Genomic DNA, 19072 nt, shown 5'->3' with positions numbered 1-19072 from the left:
GCTTTTTAGCTTGTCTATCAACGGTTTAACCTTTTATTTGAACGCGTCTCAGACACTATTTTATAGCTTAGCTGAACATAATTGCATTTACATAACAGCGAAGTTCCAACCATATCATCTTAGTTTAGGTCAGTTCAGTAAAAAACCATATGACTATGAAATATATTGGATCGTTGCTGGCCTTATTACTCATTTGGAGCTGCCAACCCAAGGTATCAATTGAACCTACAACGGTGGGGCCTGAGCCTGAACCGTACCGGATCGTTCGAGATAGTGTCAAGACGGGGGCTTATCTGGACATAACAATTGGTGAAGATGCATTCACTGCTTATCCCAAAATTCAAGCCCTTCGCACAACCAAGGGTGTTGCCTATCTGAACATAGTTAGCAACGTATTTGCCGATCTGTCTCCCTTGAAAGAGCAATTACCCCTTTATCAGTACATTCTACTTGATCAAAGGCCAGGTACTGACACCGGTGTACAGATTACCATCGAGGGCCAAACCGTTAAAAGTATCTTTCTAAACAGTGGCCAACAGCTTAGTCAATGGCCTGAAAAGCAAAAAGCTAGCTCATCGGTGCGGGTGGGTGATGCTGTCTCAGACTTGTACGATAAACTAATTAATGTGCGTAATATAGACCGTTATACTAACAAGTTTGAATACATCTCCTTACTGACCAAAAACCTGTCCACCAAGTATGATGAGGTCATGAGTCTATCGCCACAATGGTACTTTGGGTACTCGACCGGCCAAAACCAGATGGATCAGATTCAAGTCCATTTTCAGAGGAGTAAAGTCAGTAAAATTTACATCGACCACTACGCCAAATAGTAACTCAATCTCTGATTTCGAGGTGTATCGAAACGTTACAAGTGAAAGGGTATTCATGAAACTATGTCAAGAACTGGCCAAGTAAATGGGAGTTTCTACTTGTCTATCAATGCCTTATCGTACTAGTTAATGGCTGTCCCCGATGGGTAGTGGCAACCCAAGTAAGGTCTATACAGGTACGTTTATCTGAAAATCTGCCGCAAACTAAAAGAAACGCTTTGCCAATTAGTGGATTGGGTTAATTTGTTCGTAGTCAAAAACAGGTCAACTCAATCTCATGAATAAACAGCACATTCTACTCGCTCTACTTTTCGTTGCTACCACGACCTTTGGGCAAATCGCCAACAGTAACACGCTGAAGGCTCAGGTGGATGGAAAGGAATTTCTGGCACAGCCACGCCGGATCAGAATCGGTAATTTCTGGTGGATAACCGCCAATACCATCAAGCCCGATAAGTCGCTGAGAATATGGCTGAGTGCTTACAACAAAGGCGATATTCTTGAAACCGGTACGTATCTGGTTGTGGATGCCGACAAACCCGACACCAAGGAGAATCGGAAAAAGGTGGAAGATCTGACCAAGTATAAAGGGCTGGCGGCCATAAAATACGTGGAAGAAACCCGGGAACCCCGCATGGAGTACCATACGGGTAAATCGCAAAACGCCGACGAAACAATTGAGGTTAAAATAGGGGCAGATGGTTTCCTGGAGGCCACATTCAGTACCACATTAGTGGGAAATTATTGGAAAGAGAAAGCAACCGCAACCGTTTTTGGTGGTATGGGCCGCCTGGTCAGTAAGATGGAAGACAAGGCTATTACAAAAACCTCCGGTTATGATTCTTCTATTGATCCTGAAGGGAATGGCTACAAGAAACAGGATAAGCAAGATCAGATTGTTATCACAAACGGTAGTTTTAAGCTGAAAATGAATTAGAGGAAGCACGTAACTATCCCGGTAAGTGCCTCGTTACGTCTTTAACTTGACCCCATTTGTCAGGTTGAAGACGTATTTTTTGTATACTTGATTTATATGAGCAACCACAAAGAACTACTTGAAGAAGCGCCCAAGTTTCGGTACTGGAAAAGTCAGGCTGAAGCCAATGGACTAAAAATTAATGCGGTAAACGATTTTTATATCCGTCGTCGGCACAATGGCGAGGTGCTGTTTGCCATGCTAGAAGTGGACGCCGACACGCCCGAAGGTGATAAAATACCCCCCGCGCTCTTCTTGAAAGGCCATGCGGTCTGTATGCTGGTGTGCTTGATAGAGAAAGAGACACGGGAAAAATTTGTGGTGCTGGTGAAGCAACGACGCATTGCCGATGGCTCGCAAACCTACGAACATCCGGCCGGGATGGTCGATGCCAGCGACGCCCCCGACGAGGTAGCTGCCCGCGAGTTGGAAGAGGAAATTGGCCTGACTGTTACGGCCGCTGAACTAACCAGGCTAAATTCCCGGGTATGGCATCCCAGCACCGGCACCAGCGACGAGGGGATGCATTTCTTCTACCTCGAAAAAGAAATGACCCGTGATAAAATCATGGACTTTCACCTTAAAAATATGGGGAATCAGTCTGAACATGAGCGTATTGTCAGCGTAGTGGCTACATTGCCCGAAGCTCATAAGCTAATTACGAACGTCAATGGGCTCTTGCTTCATTTCCTGTATTTACAGCACGTTGGTGATTACGAAACAATGAAATTGTTGTGATTTACGGTTTTGGGTATTCGCTATACCGATCAGAACGGTGCACAGGCGTCAGCATGAGGGAGTCCACCGTAAACCGTATACCTCAAACCAACTAACCTATACACAAACCCAACCAGTATGGATGAATTTATGCAGGAGGCCATCAATCAGGCCCGAAAAAGTTTGAGCGAAGGCGGTATTCCCATTGGGTCTGCGCTTATTAAAAACGGTGAGTTAGTCGCATCGGGGCACAATAAGCGTGTGCAGGAAAACAATCCCATTCTGCATGGCGAAATGGATTGCCTGAACAATGCCGGGCGCGTCGGCTCCTTTAAAAATACCGTTATCTACTCAACGCTGATGCCCTGCTACATGTGCGCCGGGACAATTGTACAGTTCAAGATTCCCAAAGTAATTGTTGGAGAGTCACGGACGTTTCCGGGCGCACGAGAATTTATGGAGCAGCATGGCGTGGAAGTAATTGACCTCGACCTGCCCGAATGCGTCGATATGATGAACCAGTTCATTGCCGAGAAGCCGACCCTTTGGCATGAGGATATCGGTGAGTTATAGAAGGAAGATCGATTAGTTACCTTTGTTTGCTAAGAACGTCACATAGACTATCCTTAATCAATTGATTCTGTGAGGCTTTTGTGGCGTTTTTTCTTTCTGGCCACCTGTGTTGGCTGTTTTTCTGATTGTCTGGCGCAGCGTTCGGTAATCTGGCGGGAGAAGCCGGGCACCTGGCTCATGAACGTTGGGTTAGGCGCTACCTACTATTTAGGCGATTTGACCGAAGCGGGTAATTTTGGCCACTTACGGCTGGGTGTGGCCGCAAGTGCAGCCGTTGCTTACCGGTATTCCCCGCATCTGACACTTCGGGCAGAGGGGCAGGTTTATTACATTCGGGGAAGCCAGAAAAACACGCACCTCGCCTATAATAACCTGTCCTTTTTTAGCGTAAATCCCGACGTCTGGGCGGGTGTACAATGGGATTTCTGGCCCGAAGATGACCGTAATCATGTCATTATTCCCTATGCGCTGGCGGGTGTGGGTCTGACCCACATAACCCCCAAAGCGAACTATGGCGGTCGAGCCGTTAGTTTGGCTCCTCTACATACCGAAGCGATCGCCTACAACCGCTGGCCTATCATTATACGCTATGGCCTGGGCTTTCCGATTGCCACCGGCGAGCGATTCAAATGGAATCTGGAAGCTACTTACACGCATGTACTGAGCGACTATCTGGATGATGTAAGTACCGTATATCCTGATCAAAGAAATAGGACCGCTCTGGAGGTTGCCCTGTCGGACCGGCGGCCCGAATTGGGGCAACCACTTAACCGACCCGGTGCGCAACGAGGCAACAGTAATCGGCGCGATGGGTATTTGATTGTGTCGGCGCGGCTTATTTATGTTCTCATAACACCCTCGCAACGGAATTACCGACGGATGTTTCATCGTTAGGCTTTTGGGGGCTTTTGCTGTATTTTTGGCGTAAAACCCTCGCCTTGCCGAATGAGTCCAGCTATTTTTATTGATGCCCTTCAACGTGAACTTCAATCTATTCAATACGGTCAGAATCCGCCCGAACTCTATGATCCGATCAAGTACATTATGAGTTTAGGGGGTAAGCGGATGCGTCCACTACTCACGTTGATGGGTGCTTACTTATTTACCGACGACTGGCAAAAGGCCATCCGGCCTGCCCTGGGCGTAGAGGTGTTTCACAACTTTACGCTCATGCACGATGACATTATGGACCAGGCTCCTTTGCGCCGGGGCCAACTGACGGTGCATGAAAAATGGAACGGCAATGTGGCCATTCTATCGGGCGATGTTATGCTCGTTAATGCCTATCAACTGCTGTTAAATGTGGAGGCTACTAAATTGGCGCCTGCCCTGGCCCGTTTCAGCCGTACGGCGGCTGAAGTTTGCGAAGGCCAGCAGCTGGATATGAATTTCGAGACTCGATGGGATGTTTCCGAAGCGGAATATATTGAGATGATTCGCCTGAAAACATCGGTTTTGCTCGGCTATGCGCTTGAACTGGGTGGCTTGATTGGGGGTGCCGATGACGAAACGACACGGCATCTATACAATGGTGGGGTGAACATTGGCATCGGGTTTCAGTTGAAAGATGATTTACTGGATGTCTATGGCGATCCGGCCAAATTTGGTAAACAGGTTGGCGGAGATATCATTGCCAACAAGAAAACGTTTCTGCTGATCGAAGCGCTGGCGCAGGCAAAAGGGGCCATTCGCGACGAGCTGATCGGCTGGCTGACCCGGACCGAGTTCAGTAAATCTGAAAAAGTGCAAGCCGTTACGGCCATTTATGACCAGTTAGGCATCCGGGAGCTTACCGAATCCCGGATCAATGAATACTTCGCCCTTGGATTTGCTAACTTCGACCAGGTTGACGCCGATCCTAACCGCAAAACCTTATTGATTCAATTTGCCCGTCAACTCGTTGAGCGGGAAAGCTAGTAAGAGAGATGTATGATGTGGTATGTAGGCTATTCGGCTTTCAATTTTATAGCATACATACCGCATCATACATCATATACACTACATCATACATCAACTCATGAGTATTACCCTGATTATCATTGTTGTTACGGTTATTGTTAGTGTGGCCGCCTGGAACAACTACGGCCTGATGGATAGGTGGATTATGAATCCATACCAGGTGGCAAGCCGTGGGCAATATTACCGGCTGATCACATCGGGGTTCCTGCATGCTGACTGGGGGCACTTGTTTTTCAATATGCTTAGCCTGTATTTCTTTGGCGGCTTTATCGAACAGGTGTTTGGCATGCTGTTCAACGGCAATGCGCCAGTTTTCCTAATTGGCTTTTATCTGGTGGCAATTCTGGTTTCCGACATTCCAAGCTTCCTTAAACACCGGAACGATCCCGGTTACAACTCATTGGGCGCGTCGGGGGGTGTGTCGGCTATTATTTTTGCCGCTATTCTTTTTCGGCCCCTGACGCCTATTTATCTTTACTTTATTCCGATTGGCATTCCTGGGTTCATCTTTGGCGCTTTATACCTGGCTTATTCCTACTATGAATCCCGGCGCGGAGGAAGCCACATCAATCACGATGCTCACTTTTATGGTGCCTTGTTCGGTGTATTGTTTATGATTGTGATTTACCCCGCCGTCATTCCCAGCTTTATTGAGCAGATTGCCGGGTGGCGACCATTCTAATTCTGGTATGTAACGACCATGTTCCGGCTTCTCAATCAACCCCTTCCTTTAGATGACTCGTCGGTCCGGCAACTTCGCAAATCGGCTCTGATCGGTTTGTTTGTCGGTCTGTTTTTGTTGGTCTTTCAGCCATTCGGCCTGAATAGTTGGGAAACGGAGAGCAAGGTAATCAAAGTGCTGGGCTTCGGTCTGGTTACGTTTGTTATAACAGCGATCAATTTTGTCATCCTGCCGAGCGTAGCTCCCCGGTTTTTTGATGAGAAACACTGGACAGTAGCCCGCCAGATAATCCTCGTGATGGCCAATATTCTGCTGATCGCGTTGGCAAATCGATTGTATCTGGCCTGGCTTTTAGATTCGGAAGATGTAGGTTCGATCAGTTGGGGCGGCATGATTCTCGTTACCTTTCTGATAAGCTTTTTTCCGGTTGTTGGGTTGGTTTTGCTTGGTTACATCACCGAGCTCAAAAAATACAGTAATGCAGCCGCTGCCATACCCATTCATGTACAAGGGACCGATAGCCTACCTTCCTCTGGAGTGTCCGCTACACCATTGCCTATCCAAACGGTTACGCTCCTTGCCGATAATGAAAAAGATACCGTAACCGCCTTGGCTGATGATCTGCTCTACATCGAGTCTAGTGATAATTACTGTACGATTGTTCATTTGAAGAATGCACAGGTTGCGAAACCACTTTTACGGAGTAGCCTAAGTCGGCTGGAAAAACAGATAGGCCACCCGCACATCGTCCGTTGCCATCGTTCGTATGTTGTCAATCTGGATCGGGTTGAGCGCGTAACGGGTAATGCACAGGGGTATAAACTTCATTTAGGTGCCGGAGAGTTTGTAGTGCCCGTAGCCCGCCAATACAACGAGACGATTATTGCGGAGCTAAAAGCTTTGTAAAACAGCCCACCATTCGTCCCAATGCCCGGTTTTGTTTGCCAAACGCCCCAAACCGTGCTATCTGGCCCTTTTATTTGCTGTGGGCTATCTGCTTGCCGTACGTTTGTCTCAACGAAAAACAAACCCGGCAACGGCCATGAAAACGCTCATCATTTCCCTGCTTATTACTCATATTGCTACCGGCTGCATCGCCTTGCTGGTGGGCCTGATCCCCATGTTCTCCAAAAAGGGTAGCCTGTTGCATAACCGCGCCGGATTGATTTATGTCTACTGCATGATTACCGTAGCGGTCACGGCTTTATTGTTATGTGGGCTACAGCCATTCAGAATGATGCGGGTATTTTTGACTGGCATTGCCATCTTCAGTTTCTACCTCTGCATGACTGGCTGGCGGGCTACGAAACAGAAAAAGACGGGCCCTACTCAGTTTGATAAACTACTCACTTACCTGACTCTGGTCGTTAGCGGACTCATGATTAGCTTCGGAATTTACCTTATGCTGGTAAATGGAGGGGCATTCTTCCCCATCGTCTTCTCATTCTTCGGTGTGCTAACGGGCGTTTTTGCCGTGAAAGATGTTCGGCAGATGGTGCGCCCTACCGAAAAAATGCACTGGTTCTTCCAGCACTTTACCCGCATGGGCGGTTCGTACATTGCAACGTTCACGGCTGCTCTGGTAACGAATATGGACCGGATGATACCCGCCAATGCACCCGATTGGGCAGCGACTATTGGCTGGATTGCACCCAGCGTTATTGGTGGTCTGATTATCAGCCGGACAGCGCGGTACTATAAACAGAAGTACAGCGGCCCGAAGGCACCAACTCTTGCCTAGGCTACTTCGTCAATAACTCCTTTGCGACGGGTAGCGCTTTTTCAGCCCAGTGCTTCATCTGCTTGCCCGAATAATGCAGGCCATCCGAAGCGAACTGGCTGTTATCACCAGCCGCCGACCGGCTAAGGGGCGTAATATCGACATAGGCAATGCCCGCTTTCTGGCATTCCTCCTGGGCGATGGTATTGAACTGATCAATCTCGCGGGAGACCCTGGCTTTATCGCCACCGGCCGCAAAAGGCGAAACGCCCCAATCGGGAATAGACAACACAAAAACACGGTTGGTTTTTCCGTCCGCAAATTTAGTGGCCGTTTGAAGCAGCTCCCGAAACTCTGTCCGGTACTGATCCTGACGCTGCCCCCGATACTGGTTATTGACGCCGATGAGCAGCGAGACCAGGTTATAAGTTTTCTGATTACCACTGGCCTTGATGGCCTCCTGTAGTTCGGCGGTTGTCCAGCCGGTGCGGGCAATAATATCGGGGTTACCGACATCTACGTTGTCTTTTCGCAGCAATCCGGCCAACTGAACACTCCAGCGGTCGCCTTCAGAAACCCGTTCGCCAATTGTGTATGAATCGCCGAGCGACAAAAAGGTATATTCGGATTTAGCTGCGTCTGGGTTTATGATCATGTCCGGCTGGGTTGGGCGCGACGTGCAGGCCAGTGAGAAAGTCAGAATCGCGACGGCGACCCGGCAGGTTTCTGCGATTTTTATGAGTATCATGATTTTTGCCAACCCAATGGGCGTTTATTGATAAGGAAATAAACGTGGGTAATGTAAGATCAGATTTTACCGAGTCATGGTCGGCCAAAAAATCACAAAATCCTGCCGGGGCGCTGGAGCTATTCAGAATTATTCTTGCTCCAGCAAAAATGCCTTAATGAATGGGTCGATGTCGCCGTCTAATACCGCTTCCGTATTCGAGGTTTGATAACCCGTTCGGTGGTCTTTCACCCGTCGATCATCGAGAACGTAGGAGCGAATCTGGGAGCCCCACTCAATTTTCTGCTTGCTGGCCTCTACTTCAGCGCGGGCTGCATTCCGTTTCTGAACCTCAATTTCGTAGAGTTTCGATTTCAGGAGTCGAATGGCAACTTCCTTGTTTTGCAACTGGCTGCGCTCCTGCTGGCACTCAATGATCAGGCCCGATGGCTTGTGTTTCAACCGAACTGCCGTTTCAACCTTGTTTACATTCTGGCCACCCGCACCGCCCGACCGGAACGTATCCCAATCAATATCAGCCGGATTCACTTCAATCTCGATGGTATCATCGACCAGTGGATAGGCATACACGGACGCAAAGGATGTGTGTCGACGGGCGTTGGAATCGAATGGGGAGATGCGCACCAACCGGTGTACCCCGTTCTCGGACTTTAAAAACCCGTAGGCCAACGGACCATCCACTTCAATCGTGGCTGATTTGATACCTGCCGTATCGCCATCCTGGTAATCGACCTGTTTGAGGCCATAGCCGTGTTTTTCGGCCCAGCGCATGTACATGCGATAGAGCATATCGGCCCAGTCCTGACTTTCGGTGCCACCCGCTCCGGCATTGATTTCGAGAACCGCGCTGAGCTGATCTTCCTCGTTGCCGAGCATTTTTTTGAGTTCCAGATCTTCAAGCGTCGTGGTCACGTTCCGGGCTTCCTGATCGACCTCTTCTTCGGGTACGTCGCCTGCTTCGTAGAATTCGAAAAGCGTTTCGAGATCGCCGAACTGGCTGTTCAGTTTCTCATAACTCGTTGTCCAGCCTTTCAGCGTTCGGACCTGCTTCATTACGCCTTCGGCACGGGCCGCGTCGTTCCAGAATTCGGGCTGGAAGGTTTGCTGTTCCAGCTCAGCTAATTGTTCTTTCTTATTATCGTAGTCAAAGATACCCCCTCAGGGCCTCTACTCTGGCTCTCAAGTCGGTCAACTGGTCGGTTGTCATGAACTTGTCGTACTGGTTAATTGAAATAAGGATAGCCTAAAAGTCTTACCGGAAGACCTTCAGGGACTGCAAAGATAGAACAAAACAAGGCGGGGTAAGGGTTTACTTCGGGTATCAACTTTTCGGCCTACCTTTGCGTTCTCCTCTTGAGAAGAGTTTATTTTATTCATTCTACAAATTCATTCATTAACTAATGGCTTCACAGTACGATGTAATCGTTGTGGGTAGCGGACCAGGCGGCTATGTAGCTGCCATCCGGGCGTCGCAGTTGGGTATGAAAACGGCCGTTATCGAGCGCGAAAGCCTGGGCGGTATCTGTTTGAACTGGGGCTGTATCCCAACCAAAGCCCTGCTGAAATCGGCGCAGGTTTTTGACTATATAAAGCACTCTGCCGATTATGGTATTACCGTTTCGGGCGAATCGAAGGCCGATTTTGGCGCCGTTATCAAACGGAGCCGGGGTGTTGCCGACAGCATGAGCAAGGGTGTTCAGTTTCTGATGAAAAAGAACAAAATCGACGTCATCAATGGCGTCGGTAAAGTGATACCCGGCAAAAAAGTAGCGGTGACTGCTGCCGATGGCAACGTGACCGAATATGAAGCTAAACACATTGTCATTGCCACAGGAAGCCGTGCCCGCCAATTACCGAGTGTTCCCATCGATGGGAACAAGGTAATTGAGTATCGCAAGGCTATGTCCCTTGAAAAACGGCCCGATAGCCTTCTGGTGATTGGCTCGGGTGCCATCGGCGTCGAGTTTGCCTATGTGTACGCCAGCATGGGTACGAAAGTAACCATCGTCGAGTTTCTGCCAACCGTAGTTCCAATTGAAGATGAAGACATCTCCAAAGAACTGGCCAAGCAATATAAGAAACTGGGTATCGATATCTTCACGAAGTCGGAAGTAACGAAGGTCGATACCAGTGGTAATGGCTGTAAAGTGTTTGTAAAGACACCAGACGGCGAGAAAACCTTCGATGTGGACGTTGTCTTGTCTGCAGCCGGAATTGTCGCTAATATTGAAAATATTGGTCTTGAAGAATTGGGCATAACCGTTGATCGGGGTAAAATCGTGACCGACGATTATTACCGGACCAATGTCGAAGGCTATTACGCCATTGGCGACGTAACGAAAGGACAGGCATTGGCACACGTAGCTTCGGCCGAAGCGATCATCTGTATCGAAAAAATTGCCGGACTGCCTCATGTTGAACCTCTGAATTATAACAACATTCCGGGCTGTACCTATTGCACACCCGAAATTGCATCGGTGGGGTATACCGAAAAAGCTGCCCGCGAAGCTGGATACGAACTTAAAGTGGGTAAGTTTCCCTTCTCGGCATCGGGTAAGGCCAAAGCGGCTGGTGCGCCCGAAGGCTTCGTTAAAGTTATTTTCGATGCCAAATACGGTGAGTTCCTGGGTGCTCACTTCATTGGTGCGAACGTAACCGAGATGATTGCGGAGGTTGTAGCGGCCCGTAAATTAGAAACAACGGGTGAAGAGATTCTGAAAACGGTTCACCCACACCCAACCATGTCGGAGGCTATCAAAGATGCTACCGAAGCGGCCTATGGTGAAGCCATTCACCTGTAGGTCTTAGACCTGAGCGATTATAAACAGTGCCGCCAGCCCCGAACGGAATCCGTTTGAGGCTGGCGGCACTGTTTATAGGAATCGTAGAAATTTATTTTTTGAGCACTTTCCAGTTGGCCAGTCCAATTTTCGTCAGGAAATAAAGCGCAGAGGTTCGTAGAACGCCCAGTCCATAGATCGAGCTGCGTTTGAAGTTGATTGACGATGCTTCTTCGAAGTACTTGGTCGGGCAGGTAACTTCACCGATTTCGTACCCTTTGAAGAAAATCTGGGCAACCATTTCGTTGTCGAAAATGAAATCGTCGGAATTGTGCGTAAAGTCCAGGCTGCGTAGGACGTCGCCGGAGAAAGCCCGATAACCCGTGTGGTATTCAGAAAGCTTCTGATTCATCAGCAGATTCTGGGTGAAGGTCAGAAAGCGGTTAGCAATGTACTTGTACATAGGCATCCCCCCTTTCAAAGCACCTTTGCCTAAGATACGAGAGGCAAATACTACCGGATACAGGCCATTACCAATGATGGATATAATGGCAGGTAACAGCAAAGGCGTGTACTGATAGTCGGGGTGGAGCATCACAACGATGTCAGCGCCAAGTTCCATGGCTTTCGCGTAACATGTTTTTTGGTTGCCGCCATACCCTTTGTTTCGGTCATGACGGATAACATGACGAATGCCTAATTGCCGGGCTACCTCAACCGTATTGTCGGGACTGGCGTCGTCGACCAGAATAACATCATCTACAAGATCAAAAGGAATTTCCTTATATGTTCGCCCTAATGTGAGCGCTGCCCGATAGGCGGGCATTACTACAATAACTTTTTTGCCATTAAACATAGGACAAAACTAATGGGTTGGTGTGAATATGCCAATTATTTACCGCAAGAAGCCCACAGCTTCAACGGATTGGGCGTAGATTTGTATCATTTTCTCATCTTTCCGGGCGACAGATACTTATTCTTCTATCTGCCATTTTTGTATGCTTTCCAACGAAACTTTGTTTTTTCTGGCGTTCGCAGCGTTTGTCCTGATCATTATGGCCTTTGATCTGGGAATATTCTCCAAGCAAAAAAGCCACGTCGTACAGTTTAAAGAAGCGGCCATCTGGAGTGCAATCTGGGTTGCATTGTCCATTGCCTTTTATTTTTTCCTGCAACGCTTTGGATACCTGGTGCACGGTATTACCGACATGGCCCGGCTTGAGGAAGTTCGCAGTAAATATGCCGAACACGTTACACTCGTTCCCGGCAACTTTGCGGCTAGTTTAGCTCGTTTTCAGGCCAACATGTCTCTGGAATATATTACCGGCTACCTGGTCGAATACTCGCTGTCAGCCGATAATATATTTGTGTTCATTCTGATATTCAATTCGTTCGGGGTTCGGCAGCGGTATTATAAGAAAATTCTGGTTTGGGGAATTCTCGGCGCTATTGTCCTGCGATTTGTTTTTATTTTCCTGGGGTCAGCCCTCATTCAGCGTTTCGAATGGATCATGTATCTGTTTGGCGCGTTCCTGGTATACACCGGGGTTCAATTGTTTTTCCAGAAGGAGGAGGACGAAAAAATTGAGCCCGCTACTCATCCCGTGGTGCGTTTTGCCAGTAAATATTTGAACGTATACCATCGGAATGTTACTGATAATTTCTTCGTCCGCCGGAAGTCAGACCGTAAGTTATTCGTAACGCCCCTGTTTCTGATCGTCATCGTTATCGCCTTTACGGATCTTGTGTTTGCCGTTGATTCCATTCCGGCTATTTTCTCGATTACCAAAGACCCTTACATCGTGTTTTTCTCGAACGTCTTCGCCATCATGGGACTTCGTTCGATGTTCTTCTTTTTGTCCAGTATTATGAGCCAGTTCCGCTTCCTGAAAGTAGGTTTGGCCGTCTTGCTGACATTCATTGGAGCCAAAATGCTGGCCGAACATTGGCTGGCCGACCACGGATTCAAACCCGTTTACTCGTTGTACATCATCGTTGGCATTCTGACAGTTAGCGTGCTGGCCTCCTGGCTTATACCCGAAAAGAAAGAACCGGCCGAATAAGCCTATACGAAAAGAAGAACGGGCGAGGGTCACTGAAAAATTTATTTCGGTGGCCCTCGCCCGTTCTAATTCTGGCCGTTCGTGGCTTCGTGATTATAGCCAATAGCTCATGCGCACACTTTTCGGCGGATAAACGTTAGTTTTGAGAAAGACACTTCGCTTATCAGATGACGTTTGCGCCTACTGCCGTATTAAAAACCTTTCGCCGACGCTTAACGAACCTCAGCAGTCGTAATCGTTCTCTGTTACTAACTACCCTGCCCGCCGGTCAATTCCTGGATTTACACGAAACGGATTTTCTGCTCAATAAACCGTCTTTCAGCATCATTGCCGATTTAGTTGGCCGTAAATCGGCGGTGTCGCTTTGTGACGTGCTCGATCCCCGGCAGGAGCGAAGTAACGAAGTGAGTCGTAAACTTCGGCGCATTGACCGAGCGGCCCGCTTTATTGAAGAGGAACGGGGTACGGAAGACCTATACGTTGGCTGGCCGTTTGTGAAAGGCAAGTTTTTGGATGAGTCGGTTGTTCATGGCCCGCTTCTGTTTTTTCCTGTGCAGATCGAGCAACAGGGGAAGTTTTGGAAGCTGGTTCGCCGGGGCGATGAGTTGGCTTTTCTGAACCCAGCCTTTGTGTTAGCCTACCAGCAATTTAACCAGGTAAAATTGTCGGAGGAGCTAGTTGAAAAAACAGTCGATGAGTTTGACCGTGACCCGCTTGTGTTCCGGACACAACTTTATGAATGGCTCAAGGAAAGTCAGCTTGAGATTAACTTCAATCAGGATCTATTTACGGACACGCTTCAGTTTTTCAATAAGCAGCCTGCCAGGGATCTCGCTCAACTCGAACGAACTGGCGAGTTAAAACTGTACCCGGAAGCCGTATTAGGGGTTTTCCCGCAAGCCGGTTCGTTCCTGGTGCCAGATTATGATACGTTGATTGCCAGGAGCGAAGAATCAACCGATGAACAGCTCAATATGGGGCTGGGAAGTACTTTATTGTCTGAAGATTCAGATCGGGTTCCAACGGCTTCACTCCCTGAAAGACACCTCCATACACCCTTGCCCATGGATGCGTCGCAGGAAGCGGCTGTGCGGGCGGTAAGAGCAGGGCAGTCGCTGGTGGTGCAGGGGCCGCCGGGAACCGGGAAATCGCAATTGATTGCCAACCTGATGGCCGATGCAGCTGCGTCGGGAAAGCGGGTTTTACTCGTATGTCAGAAACGCGCTGCGCTGGATGTTGTGCAGCATCGGCTGGAAGAAGTGGGCATGGGCCCATTTCTGGCTCTCATTCACGATTTTCAGAATGACCGTCGGGCCTTGTACGCTCAGATTGCGGCCCAGATCGAACAGGTTGACGCCTATAAGCAGCAAAATAACAGCCTGAACACCGTCTTGCTCGAACGGGATTTCGATATAGAAAGCCGCCGGATCGATGAGACGGTTGGCGCTTTACAACTTTTTAAAAATGCGTTGTTTGATACAGCAGCGAGTGGTGTTTCAGCCAAAGAGCTCTATCTGACAATAACACCTTTGGAAAATGAGGAGCCATCGATTGTTTTTGATGATGTTTATCAACAGTTTCCTTTGGATCATGTGGATAACTTCATCCAACGGGTAACCAGCTTCGTTGCTTATCAACAAGCGCTGGGTTCTGCGTCCGTGTGGGCCGACCGAGTTAGTTTTTCCTCGTTTACGAATACTGATTTGCGCAACGCTGATCAAACAATTCACGCCTGGAATCAACTTCGTCAGAGCGTTACAGAGCAATCGGCGGCTCTGATCGGCCGTTCTCTTTCGCTCGATGAATTACTGACCTGGCAGGCGCATGATTGGGATCTGAACGCTCTGCTAGCCTTCCTCGACGTACCCGATGCTCCGACTCTCTGGGAGATTGTCACTCATTTACGCAGCGAGACCACGCATCCAGCCTTAACGATCAGGGAAACTCGTCTGGACGAATTGGCTGATCGTTGGGAGGAGGCACTGGCCGCACCTGGCCCGGAGTCGTCGCTGGTAACCACTGATCTGCGCGGCTTCCGCGATCTATTGACCGATGCCCTAACTGCCCGTTCGTCGTGGGTAAGCTGGAACTGGTGGCAACTGACGAACGGGGGGAAAACGCAGTTACAAGCGGTCGCTACAGCCAATAAATTGAGTTTGTCCGAACCCGATTTACAAACGCTGACCACGAAGGTTAATCAGCGAATCCGGCTGGAAGCTATCCGGCATGAAGTAGCTCCGTTACTAGTGGGATTTCCATTGCTCGCCTTGCCCGAAAGTCTGCGGGTTTTGCGCCGTGCACAACACCTGACCGAGCGCCTGGCAGCACTTGATGTGCTCCGCTGTTTGCCCATTTCATCCTGGCATTCTTATTCTGCCTTTGCTGATCTGATAAAGAGGATTACGAAATTGGCGATGAACGTTACACAGCAACAGGCTGAATCACTTACGTATTTAACACCGGAACAACTAGCAAAGGGATGGGCCGACCCGGCTTATGGTGCTCAGCTTCGCCAAACCCTCCGAAATGATTTCGATTTACTGGTCGAGGCAGATCGCCTTCAGCAAGGCTTTTCGGAGGTTGAACAGCTTGTCATCAACCGATTGGCTGGTCTGGACACAGCAGTCTGGGTGAAGACCTTCCAAAACAGCCTTCGAGCTGCCTGGCTTGAGCATATTGAGCAGCAATACCCCGAGCTTCGCAGTGTGTCATCGCTCAAAATGAGTCAGCTGGAGCAAACGTTGCAGGAAAGTATTCAGCGTAAACAAGCCCTGAGCCGGGATATTCTGCTGGTTAAATTACGAGAACAAACGTATCGTAATTTAACGTTCAACCGGCTAAACAATGTGATTACCTACCGGGATTTGCTGCACCAGGTGACCAAAAAACGAAACGTCTGGCCTGTTCGAAAACTGATGGAATCGTTTTCTGATGAAGTTTTCAAGCTCGTTCCCTGCTGGTTAGCCTCGCCTGAGTCCGTATCGGCAATGTTCCCCTTACGGGAAGGCTTATTCGACCTGGTCATTTTTGATGAAGCCTCTCAATGTTTCGCCGAAAATGGCGTGCCTGCCATGGCTCGCGGGAAACAAGTGGTCATTACGGGCGACAGCCAGCAACTGCGGCCAAGTGATCTGTATCGAACACAATTAGACGATGCTGAACCGGACGACGAAACGCCAGCCGCTCTCGAAGTTGAATCCCTGCTCGAACTGGCCGCTCAGGAACTACCACAAATGTCGCTCACCGAGCATTACCGTAGTCGTTCGCTCGATTTGATCACCTTTTCAAACAAGCATTTCTACCAAAACAAGTTATTGCTCCTGCCGCATTTCGACGACATCAATCGACGCGAACCCGCCATTCGGTACATGAATGTGAAAGGAATCTGGCAACAGAATACAAATCCTGCGGAAGCGACAGCCGTCATACAACTTCTTGATCAGATCGTAACCGAGATGCCCGGCCGTTCGGTAGGTATCGTGACGTTCAACTTTCCGCAACAACAGCTGATTCAGGATATGCTGGAAAGTAATGTGGATGGTTTACTGACGACCCAGGTGGACGCCACGGCTACGTTACAGCTATTTGTCAAAAACATTGAGAATGTGCAGGGAGACGAGCGCGATATCATTATCTTTTCAGTTGGCTACGCGCCGGATGAGCGCGGCCGTTTGTCTATGCAATTCGGCAGTCTGAACACCAAGGGGGGCGAAAACCGGCTTAACGTCGCCGTGACCAGAGCGCGGGAGCGGATCTATGTCGTTACAAGTTTGTGGCCTGAACAACTCACCGTTGCCGATACCGCCAACGAAGGCCCGCGCTTACTGAAAGCGTATTTGTCCTACGCACTGGATGTGGCGCAGGAGCGCTTTCGGCCGATGCCCAACCCACAGCAGGCTGTCCCAGCGGGCAAGTTGCTAAAAGATAAACTGGCTAGACAGCAACCTAACTGGCAACCCGAACTTCCCTTTGCCGATCTAACTGTGAAAGCGGAGGATGCTACCTACCAGTCACTCATCCTGACCGACGATGATGCTTATTATCAGCAGACGATCAAGCAGGCACATGCGTATCTACCCTGTGCGCTCCAGGCCCGCAAGTGGCCATTTGCCCGGGTCTGGAGCCGGGAATTCTGGCGGACACAACAGTGATACAGGCAAAATATTGGTTGACAGATGCTCAATGCCAGCCTTTTAGGTTAATATTGTGCACGCCTTCACGTCATTTTGTAGCGGCTATCAATCCAAACGCGTATGGTATCATCAACGATACAGGCCACCAATTCGCCAGAAAAGCTACAGGTTCTATGGGCAAGCATTCGCCAACAGGACTATCAAAGCCTGACGGAGCTCTATCAGCAGATGTACACCGATCTGCTCAACTTCGGTCTGTTTTTCGGTCACGATAGTGTGGCTACGAAAGATGCGGTCAATCAGGTATTCCTCGAAATCTGGGAACGTGGTAAAGGCTTGCCCGTTGTTGATAACGTACGTTCCTATCTGATTACCTACCTCCGCCGGAAACTCCTTCGTGAATATGAACATGGAAATCGGTTTGTTGAGTTGACGGATAGCGAAATCCTTAGCCAGCGTTCGTACGAGGAGGTTATCGTTGAAGCCCAGCAGGAGGAACGTATTCGGCAGCGCTTGCAGGAGGCCCTTGCCCAACTGACGCCCCGCCAAAAGGAACTGATTGAAATGCGATTTTTTCGCAACTTATCCAATGAGGCCATCAGTCAGGAAACAGGGATGAACATCAACACGGTGTACAATACGATCTCATCAGCCTTGAAAACACTTCGCCAGATATTGGGGCAGGAGGATTATTACAACCTGCTCACTGTATGGCCGCTGCTGTTTCCGTTACTTTTTCAGGCTGAGTCATTAGCCAACAGCTAAAATTTAATGGTAAATTCTTTGTGAGGTTAAGGCCAGGTGCGACACTATGAAGTAGCACACTTCATCAACAACAGTTTTTAGTTAACCATTAGGATTCATTGCGCTGTTAACGAATGGATTACGAGCATTACACGGTTGACGATTTCCTGATGAACGATCAGTTCCTGGCCTATTGCCAGGGAAGTGATTCGGCAGCCGTCGTATTTTGGGAAAGCTGGCAATTGAAAAAGCCGCCTAACCTTTCTGCTTTTCGGGAGGCAGAAAAAGTGTGTATCCTACTGAACGGCCAGAAACCGCGTCTGGACAAATCATTTGCCGAGTTAGACGCTATGATTCATGGGCGCGGCCAGGCAGTTCCTGTTGTCCCTATGCCTGTACAACGAGCTCGCGGCTTTCAATGGTGGGCTGTAGCGGCTTCCGTAGTTCTGTTTTTAGGATTGGCTTGGGCTGGATACTGGTATTGGAATAATCAATATGTTAATTACGAAACTGGCTATAACCAACAGCGCACGATTTCTCTGCCCGATGGATCCACCGTTACACTCAACAGCCACTCTAGCTTGCGCCACAAACGGAATGGATTTTCGGGTGATGAACGGGTGGTTGAGTTTAAAGGAGAAGGGTATTTTTCGGTTCGGCATCTGCTTCAGCACACGCCATTCAAGGTCTTAACTGACGATGCTTTCGATGTGCAAGTCCTGGGCACCGAGTTTACGCTGTCAAACCGCCCGACACTTCACCGCGTTGTGCTGAATGCTGGCCGGATACAGCTTAGTTTCCATAACAATCGCCCGGCGGTAGTAATGCAACCCGGCCAACTGGTTGAACTGGATGATAGCACCCAACGAATCCGTCAGCGAAATGTACGGGCCGATCAGTACAATGCCTGGCTTCGTAACCAACTGGTGTTCGATAATACCAGCCTGGTCGAAGTAATTCACCGGATCGAAGACCAGTTTGGGGTTAGGGTGCAAATTGACGGAGCCGACCTCGACGAACGAACCGTTACGGGTATCCTGCCCATGAATAAGCCGGAAACGGTGCTCGATGCCGTTGCCGCTCTGACGCAACTCAAGGTTCGTAAAACGAAGAACATGTTTGTGCTTAGTAAACAGTAATTGCC

General features: G+C 49.0%; 17 protein-coding genes. 14 read left to right on the top strand and 3 right to left on the bottom strand.

What is annotated here, in order from left to right:
• Positions 1-155: 155 nt before the first annotated feature.
• The 9 genes from ACYVAM_RS13705 to ACYVAM_RS13665 all read left to right on the top strand — a co-directional run bounded on the left by ACYVAM_RS13705 (position 156) and on the right by ACYVAM_RS13665 (position 7481).
• A complete protein-coding gene (locus ACYVAM_RS13705; RefSeq protein ID WP_461067831.1) occupies positions 156-833 on the top strand; it encodes a hypothetical protein in 678 nt (225 codons plus the stop codon).
• Between the two features lie 277 nt (positions 834-1110).
• Positions 1111-1770: a hypothetical protein gene (locus ACYVAM_RS13700; RefSeq protein ID WP_461067829.1), complete on the top strand. Its 660-nt coding sequence runs from the start codon at positions 1111-1113 to the stop codon at positions 1768-1770.
• Positions 1771-1866: 96 nt separating this feature from the next.
• A complete protein-coding gene (locus tag ACYVAM_RS13695; RefSeq protein WP_461067827.1) occupies positions 1867-2547 on the top strand; it encodes an NUDIX hydrolase in 681 nt (226 codons plus the stop codon).
• Between the two features lie 117 nt (positions 2548-2664).
• A complete protein-coding gene (locus ACYVAM_RS13690) occupies positions 2665-3099 on the top strand; it encodes a nucleoside deaminase (RefSeq protein ID WP_461067825.1) in 435 nt (144 codons plus the stop codon).
• 69 nt (positions 3100-3168) lie between these two features.
• Positions 3169-3993, top strand: coding sequence for a hypothetical protein (locus ACYVAM_RS13685; RefSeq protein WP_461067823.1), 825 nt, complete (start codon positions 3169-3171; stop codon positions 3991-3993).
• Positions 3994-4044: 51 nt separating this feature from the next.
• Positions 4045-5016: a polyprenyl synthetase family protein gene (locus tag ACYVAM_RS13680; protein WP_461067821.1), complete on the top strand. Its 972-nt coding sequence runs from the start codon at positions 4045-4047 to the stop codon at positions 5014-5016.
• Between the two features lie 100 nt (positions 5017-5116).
• Positions 5117-5740 (top strand): rhomboid family intramembrane serine protease, encoded by a 624-nt coding sequence (locus ACYVAM_RS13675; RefSeq protein WP_461067819.1) that lies wholly within the window; start codon positions 5117-5119, stop codon positions 5738-5740.
• A gap of 18 nt (positions 5741-5758) precedes the next feature.
• On the top strand, positions 5759-6646 hold the full coding sequence (locus ACYVAM_RS13670; protein ID WP_461067817.1) for a LytR/AlgR family response regulator transcription factor: 888 nt from the start codon (positions 5759-5761) through the stop codon (positions 6644-6646).
• 136 nt (positions 6647-6782) lie between these two features.
• Positions 6783-7481: a DUF2306 domain-containing protein gene (locus ACYVAM_RS13665; protein WP_461067815.1), complete on the top strand. Its 699-nt coding sequence runs from the start codon at positions 6783-6785 to the stop codon at positions 7479-7481.
• A gap of 1 nt (position 7482) precedes the next feature.
• Here ACYVAM_RS13665 and ACYVAM_RS13660 read toward each other — a convergent pair whose 3' ends face one another.
• Together ACYVAM_RS13660 and prfB are read right to left on the bottom strand one after the other, a co-directional pair.
• Positions 7483-8208, bottom strand: coding sequence for an SGNH/GDSL hydrolase family protein (locus ACYVAM_RS13660; protein ID WP_461067813.1), 726 nt, complete (start codon positions 8206-8208; stop codon positions 7483-7485).
• A gap of 129 nt (positions 8209-8337) precedes the next feature.
• Positions 8338-9415, bottom strand: a protein-coding gene (gene prfB, locus ACYVAM_RS13655) for a peptide chain release factor 2 (RefSeq protein WP_461067811.1) whose coding sequence is annotated in 2 segments (ribosomal slippage) — positions 8338-9354 and positions 9356-9415 — 1077 coding nt in all. Because the reading frame shifts where the segments join, the coding sequence is not laid out codon by codon here.
• 193 nt (positions 9416-9608) lie between these two features.
• On the opposite strand from prfB, the gene lpdA reads away from it, so the two are divergent.
• A complete protein-coding gene (gene lpdA, locus ACYVAM_RS13650) occupies positions 9609-11009 on the top strand; it encodes a dihydrolipoyl dehydrogenase (protein ID WP_461067809.1) in 1401 nt (466 codons plus the stop codon).
• Between the two features lie 91 nt (positions 11010-11100).
• Here lpdA and ACYVAM_RS13645 read toward each other — a convergent pair whose 3' ends face one another.
• Entirely contained in the window at positions 11101-11844 is a 744-nt protein-coding gene (locus ACYVAM_RS13645; RefSeq protein ID WP_461067807.1) for a glycosyltransferase family 2 protein, read from the bottom strand.
• A gap of 142 nt (positions 11845-11986) precedes the next feature.
• Here ACYVAM_RS13645 and ACYVAM_RS13640 point away from each other — a divergent pair, with 142 nt between their 5' ends.
• From ACYVAM_RS13640 to ACYVAM_RS13625, 4 genes are all read left to right on the top strand, one after another.
• Positions 11987-13051, top strand: coding sequence for a TerC/Alx family metal homeostasis membrane protein (locus ACYVAM_RS13640; RefSeq protein WP_461067805.1), 1065 nt, complete (start codon positions 11987-11989; stop codon positions 13049-13051).
• 167 nt (positions 13052-13218) lie between these two features.
• The gene (locus tag ACYVAM_RS13635) at positions 13219-17202 is read left to right on the top strand and encodes an AAA domain-containing protein (protein ID WP_461067803.1); all 3984 of its coding nucleotides are present in this window, start codon (positions 13219-13221) and stop codon (positions 17200-17202) included.
• Between the two features lie 102 nt (positions 17203-17304).
• A complete protein-coding gene (locus tag ACYVAM_RS13630; RefSeq protein ID WP_461067801.1) occupies positions 17305-17949 on the top strand; it encodes an RNA polymerase sigma factor in 645 nt (214 codons plus the stop codon).
• 113 nt (positions 17950-18062) lie between these two features.
• On the top strand, positions 18063-19067 hold the full coding sequence (locus ACYVAM_RS13625; RefSeq protein WP_461067799.1) for a FecR family protein: 1005 nt from the start codon (positions 18063-18065) through the stop codon (positions 19065-19067).
• Positions 19068-19072 lie beyond the last annotated feature (5 nt).

This window comes from Spirosoma horti (assembly GCF_054776595.1).
Note: the sequence above shows the minus strand (reverse complement) of the source record. Positions and strands in the feature narration are given on the sequence as shown.

What these genes read in the sequence shown, in the direction of transcription:
- ACYVAM_RS13705 (WP_461067831.1), top strand. Translation starts at nt 156, where the DNA reads ATGAAATATATTGGATCGTTGCTGGCCTTATTACTCATTTGGAGCTGC.
- ACYVAM_RS13690 (WP_461067825.1), top strand. Translation starts at nt 2,665, where the DNA reads ATGGATGAATTTATGCAGGAGGCCATCAATCAGGCCCGAAAAAGTTTG.
- ACYVAM_RS13700 (WP_461067829.1), top strand. Translation starts at nt 1,111, where the DNA reads ATGAATAAACAGCACATTCTACTCGCTCTACTTTTCGTTGCTACCACG.
- ACYVAM_RS13660 (WP_461067813.1), bottom strand. Translation starts at nt 8,208, where the DNA reads ATGATACTCATAAAAATCGCAGAAACCTGCCGGGTCGCCGTCGCGATT.
- ACYVAM_RS13695 (WP_461067827.1), top strand. Translation starts at nt 1,867, where the DNA reads ATGAGCAACCACAAAGAACTACTTGAAGAAGCGCCCAAGTTTCGGTAC.
- ACYVAM_RS13665 (WP_461067815.1), top strand. Translation starts at nt 6,783, where the DNA reads ATGAAAACGCTCATCATTTCCCTGCTTATTACTCATATTGCTACCGGC.
- ACYVAM_RS13625 (WP_461067799.1), top strand. Translation starts at nt 18,063, where the DNA reads ATGGATTACGAGCATTACACGGTTGACGATTTCCTGATGAACGATCAG.
- ACYVAM_RS13635 (WP_461067803.1), top strand. Translation starts at nt 13,219, where the DNA reads ATGACGTTTGCGCCTACTGCCGTATTAAAAACCTTTCGCCGACGCTTA.
- ACYVAM_RS13630 (WP_461067801.1), top strand. Translation starts at nt 17,305, where the DNA reads ATGGTATCATCAACGATACAGGCCACCAATTCGCCAGAAAAGCTACAG.
- ACYVAM_RS13670 (WP_461067817.1), top strand. Translation starts at nt 5,759, where the DNA reads ATGTTCCGGCTTCTCAATCAACCCCTTCCTTTAGATGACTCGTCGGTC.
- ACYVAM_RS13645 (WP_461067807.1), bottom strand. Translation starts at nt 11,844, where the DNA reads ATGTTTAATGGCAAAAAAGTTATTGTAGTAATGCCCGCCTATCGGGCA.
- lpdA (WP_461067809.1), top strand. Translation starts at nt 9,609, where the DNA reads ATGGCTTCACAGTACGATGTAATCGTTGTGGGTAGCGGACCAGGCGGC.
- ACYVAM_RS13640 (WP_461067805.1), top strand. Translation starts at nt 11,987, where the DNA reads ATGCTTTCCAACGAAACTTTGTTTTTTCTGGCGTTCGCAGCGTTTGTC.
- ACYVAM_RS13675 (WP_461067819.1), top strand. Translation starts at nt 5,117, where the DNA reads ATGAGTATTACCCTGATTATCATTGTTGTTACGGTTATTGTTAGTGTG.
- ACYVAM_RS13680 (WP_461067821.1), top strand. Translation starts at nt 4,045, where the DNA reads ATGAGTCCAGCTATTTTTATTGATGCCCTTCAACGTGAACTTCAATCT.